The 15,441-nt window shown below is 39.4% G+C and carries 11 protein-coding genes and 4 pseudogenes; 13 read left to right on the top strand and 2 right to left on the bottom strand.

Annotated elements, in window-relative coordinates; translation table 11 throughout:
• Nucleotides 1–635: 635 nt before the first annotated feature.
• The 7 genes and pseudogenes from PN838_RS09705 to PN838_RS09685 all read left to right on the top strand — a co-directional run bounded on the left by PN838_RS09705 (nucleotide 636) and on the right by PN838_RS09685 (nucleotide 6,163).
• A complete protein-coding gene (locus tag PN838_RS09705) occupies nucleotides 636–1,472 on the top strand; it encodes a sulfatase-like hydrolase/transferase (RefSeq protein ID WP_272180533.1) in 837 nt (278 codons plus the stop codon).
• A complete protein-coding gene (locus PN838_RS27200; RefSeq protein ID WP_370661020.1) occupies nucleotides 1,409–1,660 on the top strand; it encodes a hypothetical protein in 252 nt (83 codons plus the stop codon). The genes PN838_RS09705 and PN838_RS27200 overlap by 64 nt, the downstream gene beginning before the upstream one ends.
• A gap of 88 nt (nucleotides 1,661–1,748) precedes the next feature.
• Nucleotides 1,749–1,958, top strand: a complete 210-nt coding sequence (locus PN838_RS09700) for a sulfatase-like hydrolase/transferase (RefSeq protein WP_272180532.1) — start codon at nucleotides 1,749–1,751, stop codon at nucleotides 1,956–1,958.
• A 35-nt stretch (nucleotides 1,959–1,993) separates the two neighbouring features.
• Nucleotides 1,994–2,176, top strand: coding sequence for a hypothetical protein (locus PN838_RS09695; protein WP_272180531.1), 183 nt, complete (start codon nucleotides 1,994–1,996; stop codon nucleotides 2,174–2,176).
• Nucleotides 2,177–2,193: 17 nt separating this feature from the next.
• Nucleotides 2,194–4,349 (top strand): annotated as a pseudogene (locus PN838_RS09690) (glycoside hydrolase family 95 protein).
• Nucleotides 4,301–4,489: a glycoside hydrolase family 95-like protein gene (locus PN838_RS27195; RefSeq protein ID WP_370661019.1), complete on the top strand. Its 189-nt coding sequence runs from the start codon at nucleotides 4,301–4,303 to the stop codon at nucleotides 4,487–4,489. The pseudogene PN838_RS09690 and the gene PN838_RS27195 overlap by 49 nt, the downstream one beginning before the upstream one ends.
• A gap of 477 nt (nucleotides 4,490–4,966) precedes the next feature.
• Nucleotides 4,967–6,163 (top strand): annotated as a pseudogene (locus PN838_RS09685) (IS3 family transposase).
• 461 nt (nucleotides 6,164–6,624) lie between these two features.
• Here PN838_RS09685 and PN838_RS09680 read toward each other — a convergent pair.
• Nucleotides 6,625–6,879: a hypothetical protein gene (locus PN838_RS09680; RefSeq protein WP_272180529.1), complete on the bottom strand. Its 255-nt coding sequence runs from the start codon at nucleotides 6,877–6,879 to the stop codon at nucleotides 6,625–6,627.
• A gap of 72 nt (nucleotides 6,880–6,951) precedes the next feature.
• Here PN838_RS09680 and PN838_RS09675 point away from each other — a divergent pair, with 72 nt between their 5' ends.
• From PN838_RS09675 to PN838_RS09655, 5 genes and pseudogenes are all read left to right on the top strand, one after another.
• Nucleotides 6,952–8,172 (top strand): tyrosine-type recombinase/integrase, encoded by a 1,221-nt coding sequence (locus tag PN838_RS09675; protein WP_272180528.1) that lies wholly within the window; start codon nucleotides 6,952–6,954, stop codon nucleotides 8,170–8,172.
• 213 nt (nucleotides 8,173–8,385) lie between these two features.
• Nucleotides 8,386–9,125 (top strand): annotated as a pseudogene (locus PN838_RS09670) (IS3 family transposase); the annotation flags it as partial.
• Between the two features lie 1,049 nt (nucleotides 9,126–10,174).
• Nucleotides 10,175–11,221 carry a hypothetical protein gene (locus tag PN838_RS09665; RefSeq protein WP_272180527.1) on the top strand — a complete coding sequence of 349 codons (1,047 nt, stop codon included), beginning with the start codon at nucleotides 10,175–10,177 and terminating at the stop codon, nucleotides 11,219–11,221.
• 24 nt (nucleotides 11,222–11,245) lie between these two features.
• Nucleotides 11,246–11,944 (top strand): NPCBM/NEW2 domain-containing protein, encoded by a 699-nt coding sequence (locus PN838_RS09660; protein ID WP_272180526.1) that lies wholly within the window; start codon nucleotides 11,246–11,248, stop codon nucleotides 11,942–11,944.
• 154 nt (nucleotides 11,945–12,098) lie between these two features.
• Entirely contained in the window at nucleotides 12,099–12,824 is a 726-nt protein-coding gene (locus tag PN838_RS09655) for an ATP-binding cassette domain-containing protein (RefSeq protein ID WP_272180525.1), read from the top strand.
• Here the strand turns inward: PN838_RS09655 and PN838_RS09650 are convergent.
• Nucleotides 12,797–13,993: pseudogene (locus tag PN838_RS09650) on the bottom strand (IS3 family transposase). The gene PN838_RS09655 and the pseudogene PN838_RS09650 overlap by 28 nt on opposite strands.
• 397 nt (nucleotides 13,994–14,390) lie before the next feature.
• On the opposite strand from PN838_RS09650, the gene PN838_RS09645 reads away from it, so the two are divergent.
• A complete protein-coding gene (locus PN838_RS09645) occupies nucleotides 14,391–14,783 on the top strand; it encodes a hypothetical protein (RefSeq protein WP_272180524.1) in 393 nt (130 codons plus the stop codon).
• Nucleotides 14,784–15,441 lie beyond the last annotated feature (658 nt).

The raw sequence follows: 15,441 nt of genomic DNA, 5'->3' as shown, positions 1-15,441 counted from the left end.
TAATCTTGTTCTGGATAAATAAATGTCATCTCGGTATTTATTTTACTTTTAGTTCAATTTTTTAATGTGGTTAATGCGATTGATTTGACGTTAGTAGTTACTAGAAGACGAAATTTTTGCGTATAGCAATGCGCAAACTCATACCTAAAAGCTGGCTATTGCTAGAAAACCCAACTCAGCTAGGCGCGGAAATGCCGGGCTCCCTCCTGTTGTTCCAAAATTATAATATTGTGGCTGCTAAAAATTACGGTTTTCTGGGTAGAAACTGTTTACATAAGTAGACGGTTTAAAATTGGGAACATTTAAAAATGCGTCGTCGTACATTACTAAAAATAAAATTTGGTATTTAGACTTTAGCTAAAAATTTAAACGGAGAGTATCAATTCATCATTCTCCCTTTGTGCTATCTCTAAAGGATAAGAGCAATACCATTTATCATAAACAAGTAAGCACTTAGAGCAGTTTGGAACGCATTATACAAATAATACATGTGTAGATATTGTTATCCTTAACCAAACAAACTTTGTCCCGTTACCATGGTAACCACAGGGGCCGAGTTAAGAATAAATTTAATCGAATTTACATTGTTCGTTTTAATGTTAGAAATTAATTCTCATATAAAGAGATATAACATAATGAAAATATTATCGGCTATTTTAATTCTTTGGTTCACTGTTATGTCTTATGGTTCTTCTGCTACGCAGCGACCTAATGTAGTCCTTATTTTTGCCGACGATTTAGGGATGGGAATGCTGAGTCGGTATGGTCAAAAAATAATTACGACACCTAACATCGATCTTTTAGCGCAAGAAGGAATAGAGTTTACCAATTATCATGCTAACACCTACTGTGCCCCTGCACGGTGGAGCCTACTTAATGGTCTGCATGATGGTCGAATCGGGGCGGGGCCACATAGCAAAGGTGGTTTTATAGTTAAGCTTGATCGAAATACCCCTAAGCTCTCAGATGAGCAGTGGCAACGTCAATACGATAAACATATACAAAAACTCAACGCTAAAGCGCGAATAGATGATGACACGCTGTTTTTAGCTCAAGTAGCCAAAGATGTTGGTTATCGCACTGCTCAATTTGGCAAACTAGATACTGGCTTTTTAACGTGGCACGAGCGAGTTACGCGCCATGGTTGGGATCATTATGTGGGTTATTACGACCACGCACGTGCACATGGATTTTATCCATCTTATTTATGGAAGAACGGCAATAAGCTTCCACTCAAAGGAAATCCTTATGCTAATGCAGGCAAGCGCAGTGAGTCAGGTAAAGAACCAGTAGGAACAGGTGGTGAAACTTATTCTCAAAATGTGTTGTTAAATGAGATGCTGAGCTTCATGCGTGATCATAAAAAAACCATAAAGACAAACCGTTTTTTCTTTATCACAGCACGCAGTTGCCACACGGTCCTGTTGCGATTAATAAACTACACCCTGATTATATCAATCGGGAAGATTTAACCCTGTCAGAAAAAAAGTATGCCAGTATGGTTAAAATGTTAGACGACCACGTTGGTCTGATTATGCAGGAGCTAAAAGTTCTCGGTATGGATGAAAATACCATCGTTTTTTCACCTCTGATAATGGTCACGAAACTTATTACCAAAATAAACAAGGCTTTTTGCCAAAGTCCCGTAAAAATAAACTGATGGATGGCAGCCAAGCTGACTTCGAGAAAAACAAGTGGCGTACAAGTAATGGCGGAGACATCTTTAATGGGGGGCGGGAATGGCTAATATGAAATGGTCTGCTTTCCAAGGTGGTATTCTTACACCAATGATTGTACGTATGCCCGGACATATAGCCCCCGGCACTAAAACAAATCGCCTTACCACGCATTACGATTTTTTACCGACCCTAGCAAGCATTGTTAAATCTACTGATGAGCGTATTGCCAAAAAAGATGGACTATCTTATCTGCCGACATTACTTGGCAAAGAGAGCTAGGAGCACAACTGGATATTTGTTCGTGGCGGTAAAAAATGAAAGGTGTGGTGATTGATAACAAGGGCTGGAAATTTTCTCAATTCAAGGATGGTACTCAGCAACTCTATTCTTTGCGTGAAAACCATCTTGAAGAAAACAATGTGATTAAGCAATACCCTGATGTTGCCAAACGCTTAAAAGAAATTTTTGATAAAGAATTTGACTCGGCTTGGCCTTAACTTATTAACTTAATTGAATGAGAAATCAAACTAAAATGAAACAACTATTATTAATATTGTCCATTTTTTACGCTGCTGCGGCTTTTGCTGAACCCGCCAAAAATTTCGATGGTTCTTGGTATGACAAACCGGCTAAAGGCTGGGAACGAGAAGCATTGCCTATTGGCAATGGCTATATGGGAGCGATGATTTTCGGAAAAGTGGGCACCGAAGTGATTCAATTTAACGAAAAAACCTTATGGGATGGTGGTAAAGGCATGTGGGCCGACTATCAAGGAGGTAATTACCAAGGCCGAGCTAAATATCTTAAGGAAGTCCAGAGTTTATTCAAAGCTGGCAAAGACCAACAAGCCTCTAAGCTAGCGTCTAAGAAATTAGTAGGCAACCAACGTGCGTATGGCGCATACCAAAACTTTGGTTCTCTCATCATTAAGACAGGGCATGATCAGGTTACCGACTATCGTCGTTCCCTTGATTTTAAAAAGGCAGAGGCATTAGTCTCTTATAAAGATGACAATGTGATCTTTACACGCACCCATTTTGCCTCGTACCCGGATCGTTTATTGGTACATCGCTTTGAAGCTTCACAAAATGCGTCTATCAATTTGGATATCGATTTTAAATCCGCTCAACAATTGACAAAAACGAAAACGATTGCTGGTGGATTTTCTTATGAAGGAAATGTTCATGGCAACAAAATGAAGTGGCAAATGCGCTTAATTGCCGTCAACAACGGTGGCTCTCGCGAACTGGTCAATGGGCGCATCATCATAAAAGGCGCGGACAGTGTTGTACTTTATCAAGTTGCCGCAACTGAATACAAACAAAGTTACCCTGAATACAAAGGTACTGATTACCTTGCTATTACCGAGAAAGCGATAACTAAAGCAGTTGAAAAAGGCTACGACAATATTCGTGAGTCACATCGAACAGATCATCAAACGTTATATAACCGCGTTAAACTAAACATTGCTGGTAAGGATAATTTCACTACGCCGACTAATGAGCGCATTCAAAACTATAAGGAATCACGTGATGACCGTGGCCTTGAAATTTTGCTGTTTAATTTTGGCCGCTACATGATGATAGCCTCTTCACGGCCCGGTAGTCTTCCAGCTAACCTACAAGGAGTGTGGAACAATAGTAATAACCCTCAATGGACTAGTGACTACCACGCTAACATCAATCTGCAGATGAATTACTGGATGGCAGAAACGACTAATTTGGCGGAGACGGTAACCCCATTAATTGAGTTTATCGATAGTCTACGTGAACCAGGTCGTGTGACTGCGAAAGAATATTATGATGCCGAGGGTTGGGTTGCGCATACGATGATTAATACTTTCGGATTTACCGCTCCGGGTTGGAAGTTTAATTGGGGTTATGCGCCTAACGCGGCAGCGTGGCTTTCGCGCCATACATGGGAGCATTATAACTTCGGTCGAGATAAAACTTATTTACAAAACACTGCCTACCCAATACTCAAAGAGGCTGTATTATTCTGGGAGCAATACCTAACAGTAGATGACGATGGTACGCTTGTATCATCACCTTCATTTTCACCTGAGCATGGTCCTATCACAGTGGGTAGTACCATGGACCAACAAGTTGCATACGATATTTTAAGTATCTGTATTGAAGCTGCAGAAATCCTTGAAGTTGATGCTGATAAAGTCACTCTTTGGCGCAATATGCGTTCAAGACTTTCGCCATTAAAAATTGGTAAACACGGACAACTACAAGAGTGGAAAGAAGACTTAGATGATCCGCAAGACACTCATCGCCACGTGAATCATCTTTATGGCTTGCACCTGGGCGACAAATAACACCGCGAGGAACCCCAGAATTAACAGAAGCAGCCAAAGTTTCATTAAAGTTTCGCGGCGACAGCGGTACAGGTTGGTCTCTTGCTTGGAAGATAAACTTCTGGGCTCGTCTGCTTGATGGTAATCGTGCCCACACTTTGTTTGGCAATCTGCTTTCAAAAAGGGTTCTACCAAACCTCTTTGATACGCATCCACCTTTCCAGATCGATGGGAACTTTGGCGCAACTAATGCTGTTGCCGAAATGTTATTACAATCTCACACCGGTAGCATAGAGTTTTTACCCGCCTTACCAGACGTTTGGTCCGAAGGGAAATCACTGGGCTACGTGCTCGAGGTAATATCGTAGTTGACCTAAAATGGCAGAAAAATAAACTCGTGTCAGCGACGTTAAATGCGCTTGATGGTGGCGATTTCAAGCTCATTTATAAGAACAAGAATAAACATATTAGCCTGAAAGCTAATACCCCTAAAATTGTACATTTTTAAAAGCATGTTACGAAGTGGGAGCGACCAGTGGGGTCAGAGTTGCTGATATTTATAACTTCCTCTGCACTTGGTTGGAGGTTCTGAATATCGCAGTGGCTCGACTCTTATTACAAGCTAGGGAATGACGTTATTTCTGTTGATTTGGAATGACGTTTTTGTTCTGAAATCATGAGCTAATTGAAAGCGAATTATGTACTTCCTCTGCACTTGGTTGGAGGTTCTGTATATCGCTGTGGCTCGACTCTTATTACAAGCTAGGGAATGACGTTGTTTCTGTTGATTTGGAATGACGTTTTTGTTCTGAAATCATGAGCTAATTGAAAGCGAATTATGTACCTCCTCTGCACTTGGTTGGAGATCCCTAATATCGCTGTGGCTCGACTCTTATTACAAGCTAGGGAATGTAGTGGCATAGTGATTTTGGCCACCTAATTAGAGGATGTTATGATTGAATCATAACAGTATTAGGTGAAGATAATGGCTAAGAAGTCACGTAAAAATTTCAGCCCAGAATTTAGATTAGAAACGGCACAATTGGTACTCGATCATGGTTATACCCATGAAGAAGCAGCTAAGGCCATGAATGTGGGTTATTCGACGATTGGTAAATGGGTTAAACAGTTAAAAGAAGAACGGCAAGGCAAAGCGCCTAAAGCAACACCCATGACTCCCGAGCAGCTTAGGATAAGAGAGCTTGAAAAGAAAATTGAACGCATTGAATTAGAAAAGGAAATTCTAAAAAAGGCTACGGCTCTGTTGATGTCGGACTCACTGAACAATTCGAATTAATCGAAAAACTCAATCAGAGCCATAAAGCTAAGGTATCCAATAAAAATATTGTGTGATGTCTTCGGTGTTAATCGTAGCAGCTTTAAATATTGGCTGAAACGAGATAATTCGCCGTCAGTCGAGCATCAAGTATTACTAAAGAAGGTTGAGAATGCTCATGAGTTAAGCGGTGGCTCCGCAGGTGCCAGAACAATCAGTGAAATCATTACACAAGATGAAAGTGACGTAACGTTGAGTCGATACCGGGCTACTAAGTTAATGAAAAAGCTTAATTTAGTGAGTTGTCAGATACCACAACATGCTTATAAGAAAGGCTCAAAGGAGCATGTGGCAATACCTAACTTGCTTGGTCGTCAGTTTGATGTAACTGCGCCTAATCAAGTCTGGTGCGGCGATGTGACGTACATATGGACAGGAAATCGTTGGGCCTATTTAGCTGTCGTGATTGATTTGTTCGCTCGAAAACCTGTTGGGTGGGCAATGTCACACTCACCTGACAGCGAATTAACAGTCAAAGCACTAACAATGGCTTACGAGCTACGTGGCAGACCTGAAAACGTGATGTTTCACAGTGACCAAGGCAGTCATTACACGAGCCGAAAATTCAGACAGAGGCTGTGGCGTTACCAGATAACACAAAGCATGAGCCGTCGCGGAAATTGCTGGGACAACGCACCGATGGAGCGATTTTTCAGAAGTCTAAAGACAGAATGGGTTCCAACGGTAGGCTATCGTAGTTTTAATGAAGCCAAGATAGATATCACGAAATATATTATTGGCTATTACAGTCAAGTTAGGCCGCATCAGCATAATGGCGGTTTGGCACCAAATGAGTCAGAGAGAAGATACTGGCTAAACTATAAAACCGTGGCCAAAAACAGTTGACCACTACAGAATGACGTTTTTGTTCTGATTACTGAGAGCCAATTTAAGGTGGATTATGAACCTCCTCTGCACTTGGTTGGAGATCCCTAATATCGCTTAGGCTCTTTTGGGATGACGTTTTTTGTTCTGATTATTATGAGCTAATTATAAGCGAATTATGTACTTCCTCTGCACTTGGTTGGAGGTTCTGTATATCGCTGTGGCTCGACTCTTATTACAAGCTAGGGAATGACGGTATTTCTGTTGACTTGGAATGACGGTTTTTCTTTAAAACAACGTGTTATTACACCTAAATTTCAGGCATAAAAAAACCGATATCTCAGGAGATTATCGGTTAATTTTTACTTCCCTAAGCTAGAAAAGCAAATGGTACCGGTGGGCGGACTGCTCTTACATTTAGCGCCACGCATTTCTGCGAGTCCACTCATGATAACGAACCTTCTATGCTTTTTACTTTAATCTTAAATTTCAGGCATAAAAAACCGATATCTCAGGGGATTATCGGTTAATTTTTTACTTTTCCATTCTAGAAAAGCAAATGGTACCGGTGGGCGGACTGCTCTTATATTAGCGCCACGCATTTCTGCTGTTAATTTTTTACTTTTCCATTCTAGAAAAGCAAATGGTACCGGTGGGCGGACTGCTCTTACATTAGCGCCACGCATTTCTGCGGGGATTTTGAAAAGATAGCGTCTAAAAATATATAATAAAATCAATATAGTTAAAGCAAAAACTAGACACTTAACAAAAACTTTGCAAATCAAGCTCATATTGTCATACTGGAATCTATGACTTCTCAAATCGACCGACACGATATTGAAGACGGCCTGTACGTCTATCTTCAAAGCAACAGCAAACGTTGGTATTGCCGTTTTGTGCTGCATGGTAAATGGTATTCACGCACAACAAAAGAAAAAGTTCTTGAAAAGGCAGTTGCTCAAGCTCGTGTCTTAAAAATCCAGTACGAAACTAAATACGAAAACAATATTTTGGTGAGTAGCAAGAGCTTTAAAGATGTTGCTGCAAAAACCATTGAGCGATTTCAGCTTGAGCTAGATAACGACACAGGGAAGGTCAGTTACAAAGACTACATACAAGCATTGAACAAATACCATATTCCGTTCTTTGGCCGGATTTATGTCACCTCTATCGACCAAGATAAAATCCGTGAGTTTGAAAAGTGGCGGTTCGAACAAAATGGTCGTCAGCTAGCTAAATCAACCTTACTCACTCATAACGCCGCGTTAAACATGGTATTCAAAGAAGCCATAGATAGTAAATGGATGATAGCCGCACAAGTACCTTCCTTAACTTCTAAAGCTGGTACATCAGGTGGCAGACGAGCAGCGTTTAGAGAAGATGAATATTACAAGGTTCTTCATACCATAGAAGAAATGAAAGATAACAGCCGCAAGGAAGTGACTCGCCAAATCCGTGAATTGCTCGAAAGTTATGTCGATTTTGTCGTTCAGACTGGCATTCGTCCCGGTACGGAAATGGAAGCGTTAACTTGGGGCGATATTGAAATGAAGCGACAGGACAACAAAGTACGCTTTTTAGTTTACGTGCGTAAAGGTAAAACGACTAAGCACACAGGAACCAGAAAAGTTGTTTGCCGGGATGATATTTGGGGCGTATTGGAAGAGCTGCGTGATAGATTTCCAAATCGTAAACCAAGCGACAAAATATTCAGGCTAGCTAACGGTGACACGACCAATGAACTTGGTGTTACATTTAGGAAAGCACTCGAAGTTTGTGAACTTAAAAATTCACCTGATGGTCCACGAACGCTTTATTCATTGCGCCATACCTACATTACATGGCAGTTGCTTAAAAAAGATCTGCGCATTGATATCTTGGCTAAACAGTGTGGTACCAGTACAGCAATGATTGAACAACATTATAGCCACGTCGTGCCTAGTATGTTTGAAGAAGAACTTTCCGGCGTTAAGTTTGACGAAAAACCTAAAAAGAGCACAAGCTCAATAAGAAAGCTCTGGAACGCCTGACCCAAAAATATAAAGAGTGGGAGCTGGAATACAAAAGAAGAGGGTGTATCTGATAATTAATAGCCATTACACGTAACTATTTAAATAAATTAGAATTATTTTACGGGTTTGAGATTCCTATTTGTCTTTATAGAGTTAGGATTGTGAAGTGATCTGCTTTAATCAAACAGGACACTTTAATAATGGAATATAATCCAATTATTGAGGTGTTAAATGACAAAACGAACAAACAGAAGTTACTCGGCAGAATTTAAACAAGAAGCTGTGGCATTGGTAACCGAGCAAGGTTATAGCGTACCAAAGGCAGCAGCGTCTTTAGGTATCACGGATAAGTTACTTTATAACTGGAAAGCTAAATTTGAATCAGAGCAATCTGGAGCCAGTTTAAATGCGGATGAGCGAGCTGAGCTGTTAAGGCTACGTAAGGAAAATAAAGAGCTAAGGATGGAAAAAGAAATTTTAAAAAAGGCCAGCGCCCTCCTGCTAAAGGAAACCAAGTAACGTTTGAAACGATTAAACAGTTATCTTCGGTGTTTCCCGTAGTTAAGCTCTGTAAAATGATGAAAGTAAGCCGTAGCGCCTATTACGCTTGGCTTAAACGGCCAGCTAAAGTTATTACAGCAGAGCAACTGAACTTATATCGAAAGGCAAAGCAGCTTTTCGAGAAAAGCAGAAATAGCTTAGGTTATCGGGAACTTAGAAAGAAGTTACGCAGAGAGGGCTTTACCGTCAGTGATTATGGCGTTCAAAAGTTAATGGCAACACTTGGCTTAGTTGTTACTCAACGAGTGGCTTACAAGGTAACAACCAAGTGTAAACACAGTGATGCCGTGGCTGATAACCTGTTGAACCAGAACTTTAATCCTGAGGCTCCAAATCAGGTGTGGGCTGGTGATGTGACTTATCTTAGAACGGGTGAAGGTTGGATGTATCTAGCTATCGTTATGGACTTAAATTATATAATTAACAGTCAAGCATTTTTTATTAGGAAAGTCAGTCCACTAGAGTCATTTCAGCTACTCAATAAATTGGATTTATCCGCAAGTTCTGCGTCAGCCCCTTCAGAACAAGGAGGTAAATAATGCTGCCGTATTTGGATAAGTATTGGGTAAAGCTTAAATACCCTTCGCTCTTTAATTCTAAATATTTGTTTCTAGTTAGTCATATGAGAAGCAGATCTTCTTTGCTTTCACATATTCTGGGAAGTAACGAAGAAATTACTGGCCACGATGAACTTCATATATCCTATAGTGATTTCCGATCTCTAGCTAAGCTTACTAACGCAAGAGGCAAAAAAGTCGTTGAAAAAAACGAGCACCATTTTTACTTTGATAAAGTTCTACACAATAATTTAAATTTAAATTTGGGGCTAGAAAAGTATACAAATGGTGTAAAAGTAATTTTTAGCTCGTAATCCCGTAGACACCTATAACAGCATGATCGGGTTGTCAAAAATTACAAACAATCCTATGTATTCAAATTTCCAATATTTCTCAAACTATTATACTTTGAGGTTAAATTACTTGCTTTTTTGTCCAAGGTCTATGCCAAGCAATAAATGGCTCTTTATCGAATCAGATGCTTTAATACATAATACAGATGAAGTTTTAGACCAAATATCAAAATACCTTGATTTGAAAAATAGCCTTACTTCAAACTACAAAACTTGGAGGAGTTCAGGAAAGCCCGGTCATGGCGACCCTTCAAAAAAATAAGACAAGGTAATATCTGCAAAAGTGTTGCTTTTGAGGAAGATTTTAACCGTCAAACTGTGCAGTTCAACCAATTAAATGCTTTATATTCTTCGATATGTGGCGAGCTAGTATTTAATTCACATAACCTTGAGAGGCAAATATGAAGGGGGCTCACACAGAAAGCACTTGACAAATTTTCCGCTACTTCAAAATTTTTATTCCTCCTGAAAAATAAAAGACTTCTTTTATTTTTGTGCTTGAGCATTTTATCGGGATTTTGTTCTACCTTTGGTAGTTTTGCCTATTCAATGGATAATTTAGACAAATCTACCGCCCTATTAAACGCACATAAAACAATAGCTGATTTTCACGCAGATGGTCAAAAATACTCTAACAAAATTAAATTAGTTTACTTTTATCCTCGTGAACGAACAATGAATAAGGATTGGCCTAACAGGTTACACAGAACAATGGAAGATATTAATCATTTCTTTATAGAAGAGTTTAAAAAATTTGGGGTAAAAATAAATGGACTTCCTTTTGAAAGGGGTTCAAATGGAAAAATTGTTTTCCATATTGTCAAGTCGGAAGAACAAGCAGAGAGTTATAACTATTATTCAGGTAATAAAATTTATAACGAAATTAAAAATAAACTTGGTGAAACTATCGACTTTGGTAAGGAATTCACCTTCATAATTACAGCATTATCTTACAAAAATAATATTGGAATGGAGGTGTTTCATAGTCCCTATTACGGGATTCCTAATAAAAAAATAGCGTTTGCAGTAGACAGCAATTATTTAGATCCAGAATTATACAACGACAAATTTAGAAAAATAACTTACCAAGATGCAACAAAAGGCACTGTTACCGAGTCCGTGGGAGACTTTAACAGTAAATATATTGGAGGTATTGCGCATGAGTTAGCGCATGCGCTTGGTTTGCCACATACCGCTGGTTCAAACAATGATTCAAAAGTGCCAAGTGTTCCGTTAATGAATAATGGAAATTTGTATTTTAGAGCAAATGAACGTGGCGAAAAACGAACAGCTTTCCTAACTTTAGCGTCAGCTTTGACATTAATATCATCACCTTTACTTACCAACTCTAATAAGGCTCTCTTTCGAAAAGCTATGGTAAATTGGAAAAAAGTAACGACACAATTTCACGACAAACAGTTAAGTGTCAAAGTATTGTTTGAATCAGACATACCAGCTTATGCCGCTGTTGCCTATTTGTGGAAGCCAAATAATTGGCCCGGAAACCCTCAAAATGACCATAATTCGCCCACTTGGACTACATTAGTTGAAGACAAAAGTTTATTCAAATTTAACTTCGGCCAATTGTTACTATGAAACTACCGATTTAACTTAAATCTATTGCACGTAAATGGTGAAAAAACCAAACGTACTTTTCACATTTATGTTGATTCGGCGGAGAAACCCATCGTAGCAAATTTGGACGGAATTGATATTCAGCTAATGCCAGTAATCGACGCATATGCAAATGGTAGACTAGAAGAAGCTAAAAGCCTAATAAATGAAATACTACCTATCTTTTCAGGCACACATAGTGGCAGACTTCTAACGCACTTATTCGAACTTAGTCTAACTCCCACATTATTGAATTTAGCCAGCATTGAAAAGGATCACGTCTATTTGAGTGAAGTGAGAGCAATGACTAATCAAGTTGGTTGGGATCGACTATATAGAGATAGCTTCTTTAGCGACAATTTACAAAACAGCGTATTTTTAAAAATAGGCGGCGCAATACACACAAAAGGATTATATGCGCATTCTCCGTCTAAAATTTCTTATGCTGTACGTAAGGAATGGAAAACCTTTAAAACAATTGTCGGCTTAAGAGATGCAATTGGTGTGTCGGCAGGTAGTGCGCAGTTTGTCATTCAAGGAGACGACAAAATCCTGTATACATCTAAGGTACTTAAAAGACCGGAAACCGAGGTGATTACGGTTGATATATCAGACGTCAGTACGTTAACATTAATAGTTAAAAATGGCGGCAAAAGCAACTCTTACTCATGGTCAGTGTGGGCTGAACCTTTGTTACTACGTTAATCCGGTAGTAAGGCCTTGGTACTCAAGTTAGTTCGAGTTTGTGTCGATTCTAGCGAAATGGAAGCGATTCCTCTATTAGGGATAAACTTTGAAGAAAGTTAGACGCCGTACTAACTATGAGGTGTCTAGGAAATTAGTTGCGCAGAACAATCACATGTCTTATGAAGGTTTAGTACAAAACCCACAACAAGAAATCAAAAAGTTATTGGAGTATTGTGAACTGCCGTTTGAAGAGCAATGTTTACAGTTTTATAAAACAGAAAGAGCAATTAGAACACCGAGCGCTGAGCAGGTTAGAAAGCCAATACATAAAGATGGTTTGGAGCAATGGAAGAATTACCGAGAGTATTTAACGCCTTTAGTTGGTGTAGTGATGCAAGATAGTTTTTTATTCAATCGAACTGTTAGAGATAACATTGCGCTTTCCACCCCTACCGCCCCCATAGAAAGGATTGTGCAAGTTGCCAAGTTGGCAGGGGCCGACGAATTTATTACGCGATTACCTAACGGTTACGAAACTCTAATTGACGAACAAGGAGTAAACCTTTCCGGAGGTCAAAAACAGCGAATAGCAATCGCAAGAGCACTCCTTACCAACCCTAAAATTCTCATCTTTGATGAAGCCACAAGTGCTCTAGATTACGAATCAGAAAGATTAATTCAGGAAAATATGAAGGCTATTTGTAGAGATAGAACAGTGATTATTGTCGCTCACAGACTGAGTGCAGTTCAAGAATGTCACAGAATAGTCGTAGTTAAGAATGGCCAAATTGTAGAGCAAGGTAATTCTCGGCAATTGATGGAGCATGGAGGACAATTTGCACGTATGTATGGAGAAAGCCTATGTAGTGGTCAAGTTAAATTGGCCACGGTTTTATAGTTTAGCCAGTATCTTTTCTCTGACTCATTTGGTGCCAAACCACCATTATGCTGATGCGGCCTAACTTGGCTGTAATAGCCAATAATATATTTCGTGATATCTATCTTAGCTTCATTAAAACTACGATAACCTACCGTCGGTATCCATTCTGTCTTTAAACTTCTGAAAAATCGCTCCATCGGTGCGTTGTCCCAGCAATTTCCGCGTCGGCTCATGCTTTGTGTTATCTGGTAACGCCACAGCCTCTGTCTGAATTTTCGGCTCGTGTAGTGACTGCCTTGGTCACTGTGATACATCACGTTTTCAGGTCTGCCACGTAGCTCGTAAGCCATTGTTAGTGCTTTAACTGTTAAATCGCTATCAGGTGAGTGTGACATTGCCCACCCAACAGGTTTTCGAGCGAACAAATCAATCACGACCGCTAAATAGGCCCAACGATTTCCTGTCCATATGTACGTCACATCGCCGCACCAGACTTGATTGGGCGCAGTTACATCAAACTGACGTTTAAGCAAGTTAGGTATTGCCACATGCTCCTTTGAGCCTTTCTTATAAGCATGTTGAGGTAGCTGGCAACTGACTAAATTAAGCTTTTTCATTAAGTTAGTAGCTCGGTATCGACTTAACGTTACGTCACTTTCATCTTGTGTAATGATTTCACTTATTGTTCTGGCGCCTGCGGAGCCACCACTCAACTCATGAGCATTCTCGACCTTTTCAAGCAGCATTTGATACTCAAGCGATGGCGAGTTATCTCGCTTTAACCAATATTTAAAGCTGCTACGATTAACACCGAAGACATCACACAATATTTTTATTGGATACCTTAGCTTTATGGCTCTGATTGAGTTTTTCGATTAATTCGAATTGTTCAGTGAGTCCGACATCAACAGAGCCGTAGCCTTTTTTAGAATTTCCTTTTCTAATTCAATGCGTTCAATTTTCTTTTCAAGCTCTCTTATCCTAAGCTGCTCGGGAGTCATGGGTGTTGCTTTAGGCGCTTTGCCTTGCCGTTCTTCTTTTAACTGTTTAACCCATTTACCAATCGTCGAATAACCCACATTCATGGCCTTAGCTGCTTCTTCATGGGTATAACCATGATCGAGTACCAATTGTGCCGTTTCTAATCTAAATTCTGGGCTGAAATTTTTACGTGACTTCTTAGCCATTATCTTCACCTAATACTGTTATGATTCAATCATAACATCCTCTAATTAGGTGGCCAAAATCACTATGCCACTACACTAAGCAATTAACTATCGAGGGAAATATTCATTTGAAGTCGCGAAGGATTTCTTGTGGGTATTTTCCCACCGACTTATAGAACTAGATAGAAAGTCTCAGCAGTTTTTTTGTTGCGACCAATATAAATAACCAACAATAGGATAGAAAAATGAATAAAACATTATTAGTACTTTCGGTTTTCGTTTTAAGTTGCATAACAAATGTATCAGCAACCGAATTAAAAGAACGCCCTGCAAATTCTATAGAAAGTTCTTGTAAAGAGGGAGGAGCTTTTTTCCAGTCTTCGGTTTTAATATTGGCGAAACGACAGAAGAGGAGTTAATGGTAAATGGAATTTTGGGTGATAACGAAAAGTTTTATTTAATCCATGGTCAAGCATTTTGGGTAAAAAATGGGCTGTTTGAAAGTATGTACTTAACTACCCCTAGAGAGGTACCAAAAGTGTGGCGTGATATTGGATTTAGCTGGTATTTGTCATATACCCAAATATACAACTTGTTTGAGTGTTTAGGTTTCGAAGTTAATGTCAACATAGAGCCGCAGAATGAAATCTTTAAAGGAAAAGAAAGCTTTAAAGCAAGGCTAACAGCAGTAAATTCATTGCGTAATTTAAAGGTTACCCTGAATTTCTTATATGGCATAGGCAAAGACTTTAATTCGGAAAACACTCTTTATAGCATGAAGTTTGTACCTATTAAAAAGAAAGGTATTTAACTCATATGCTTAAGAAACTTTGAAATTACTGATTTAACAATTGGAAAAAAATTTGTGAATTTAACCAGTAAAAGGAAATAAATAATGAATGATGATGAATACCAACTTTGGCAGGCTGTTCAGGATGCAATATTTGACCTTGATAGTGCTTCTACGGCTAGCGACCAGTGGGGTCAGAGTTGCTGATATTTATAACTTCCTCTGCACTTGGTTGGAGGTTTTGAATATCGCTGTGGCTCGACTCATATTACAAGCTAGGGAATGACGTTATTTCTGTTGATTTGGGATGACGTTTTTTGTTCTGATTACTGAGAGCCAATTTAAGTTGGATTATGAACCTCCTCTGCACTTGGTTGGAGATCCCTAATATCGCTGTGGCTCGACTCTTATTACAAGCTAGGGAATGACGTTTTTGTTCTGATTACTGAGAGCCAATTTAAGGTGGATTATGAACCTCCTCTGCACTTGGTTGGAGATCCCTAATATCGCTTAGGCTCTTTTGGGATGACGTTTTTTGTTCTGATTATTATGAGCTAATTATAAGCGAATTATGTACTTCCTCTGCACTTGGTTGGAGGTTCTGTATATCGCTGTGGCTCGACTCTTATTACAAGCTAGGGAATGACGGTATTTCTGTTGACTTGGAATGACGGTTTTT

This window comes from Psychrosphaera algicola, from assembly GCF_028401425.1.
GTDB classification, from domain to species: domain Bacteria; phylum Pseudomonadota; class Gammaproteobacteria; order Enterobacterales; family Alteromonadaceae; genus Psychrosphaera; species Psychrosphaera algicola.
The sequence above is the reverse complement of the archived record's forward strand: the minus strand, read 5'-3'. Positions and strand labels throughout refer to the sequence as shown.

Coding starts and splice junctions, on each gene's coding strand:
- PN838_RS09705 (WP_272180533.1), top strand. CDS start 636: ATGAAAATATTATCGGCTATTTTAATTCTTTGGTTCACTGTTATGTCT.
- PN838_RS09700 (WP_272180532.1), top strand. CDS start 1,749: ATGAAATGGTCTGCTTTCCAAGGTGGTATTCTTACACCAATGATTGTA.
- PN838_RS09695 (WP_272180531.1), top strand. CDS start 1,994: ATGAAAGGTGTGGTGATTGATAACAAGGGCTGGAAATTTTCTCAATTC.
- PN838_RS09675 (WP_272180528.1), top strand. CDS start 6,952: ATGACTTCTCAAATCGACCGACACGATATTGAAGACGGCCTGTACGTC.
- PN838_RS09665 (WP_272180527.1), top strand. CDS start 10,175: ATGGATAATTTAGACAAATCTACCGCCCTATTAAACGCACATAAAACA.
- PN838_RS09655 (WP_272180525.1), top strand. CDS start 12,099: ATGTCTTATGAAGGTTTAGTACAAAACCCACAACAAGAAATCAAAAAG.
- PN838_RS09645 (WP_272180524.1), top strand. CDS start 14,391: ATGGTAAATGGAATTTTGGGTGATAACGAAAAGTTTTATTTAATCCAT.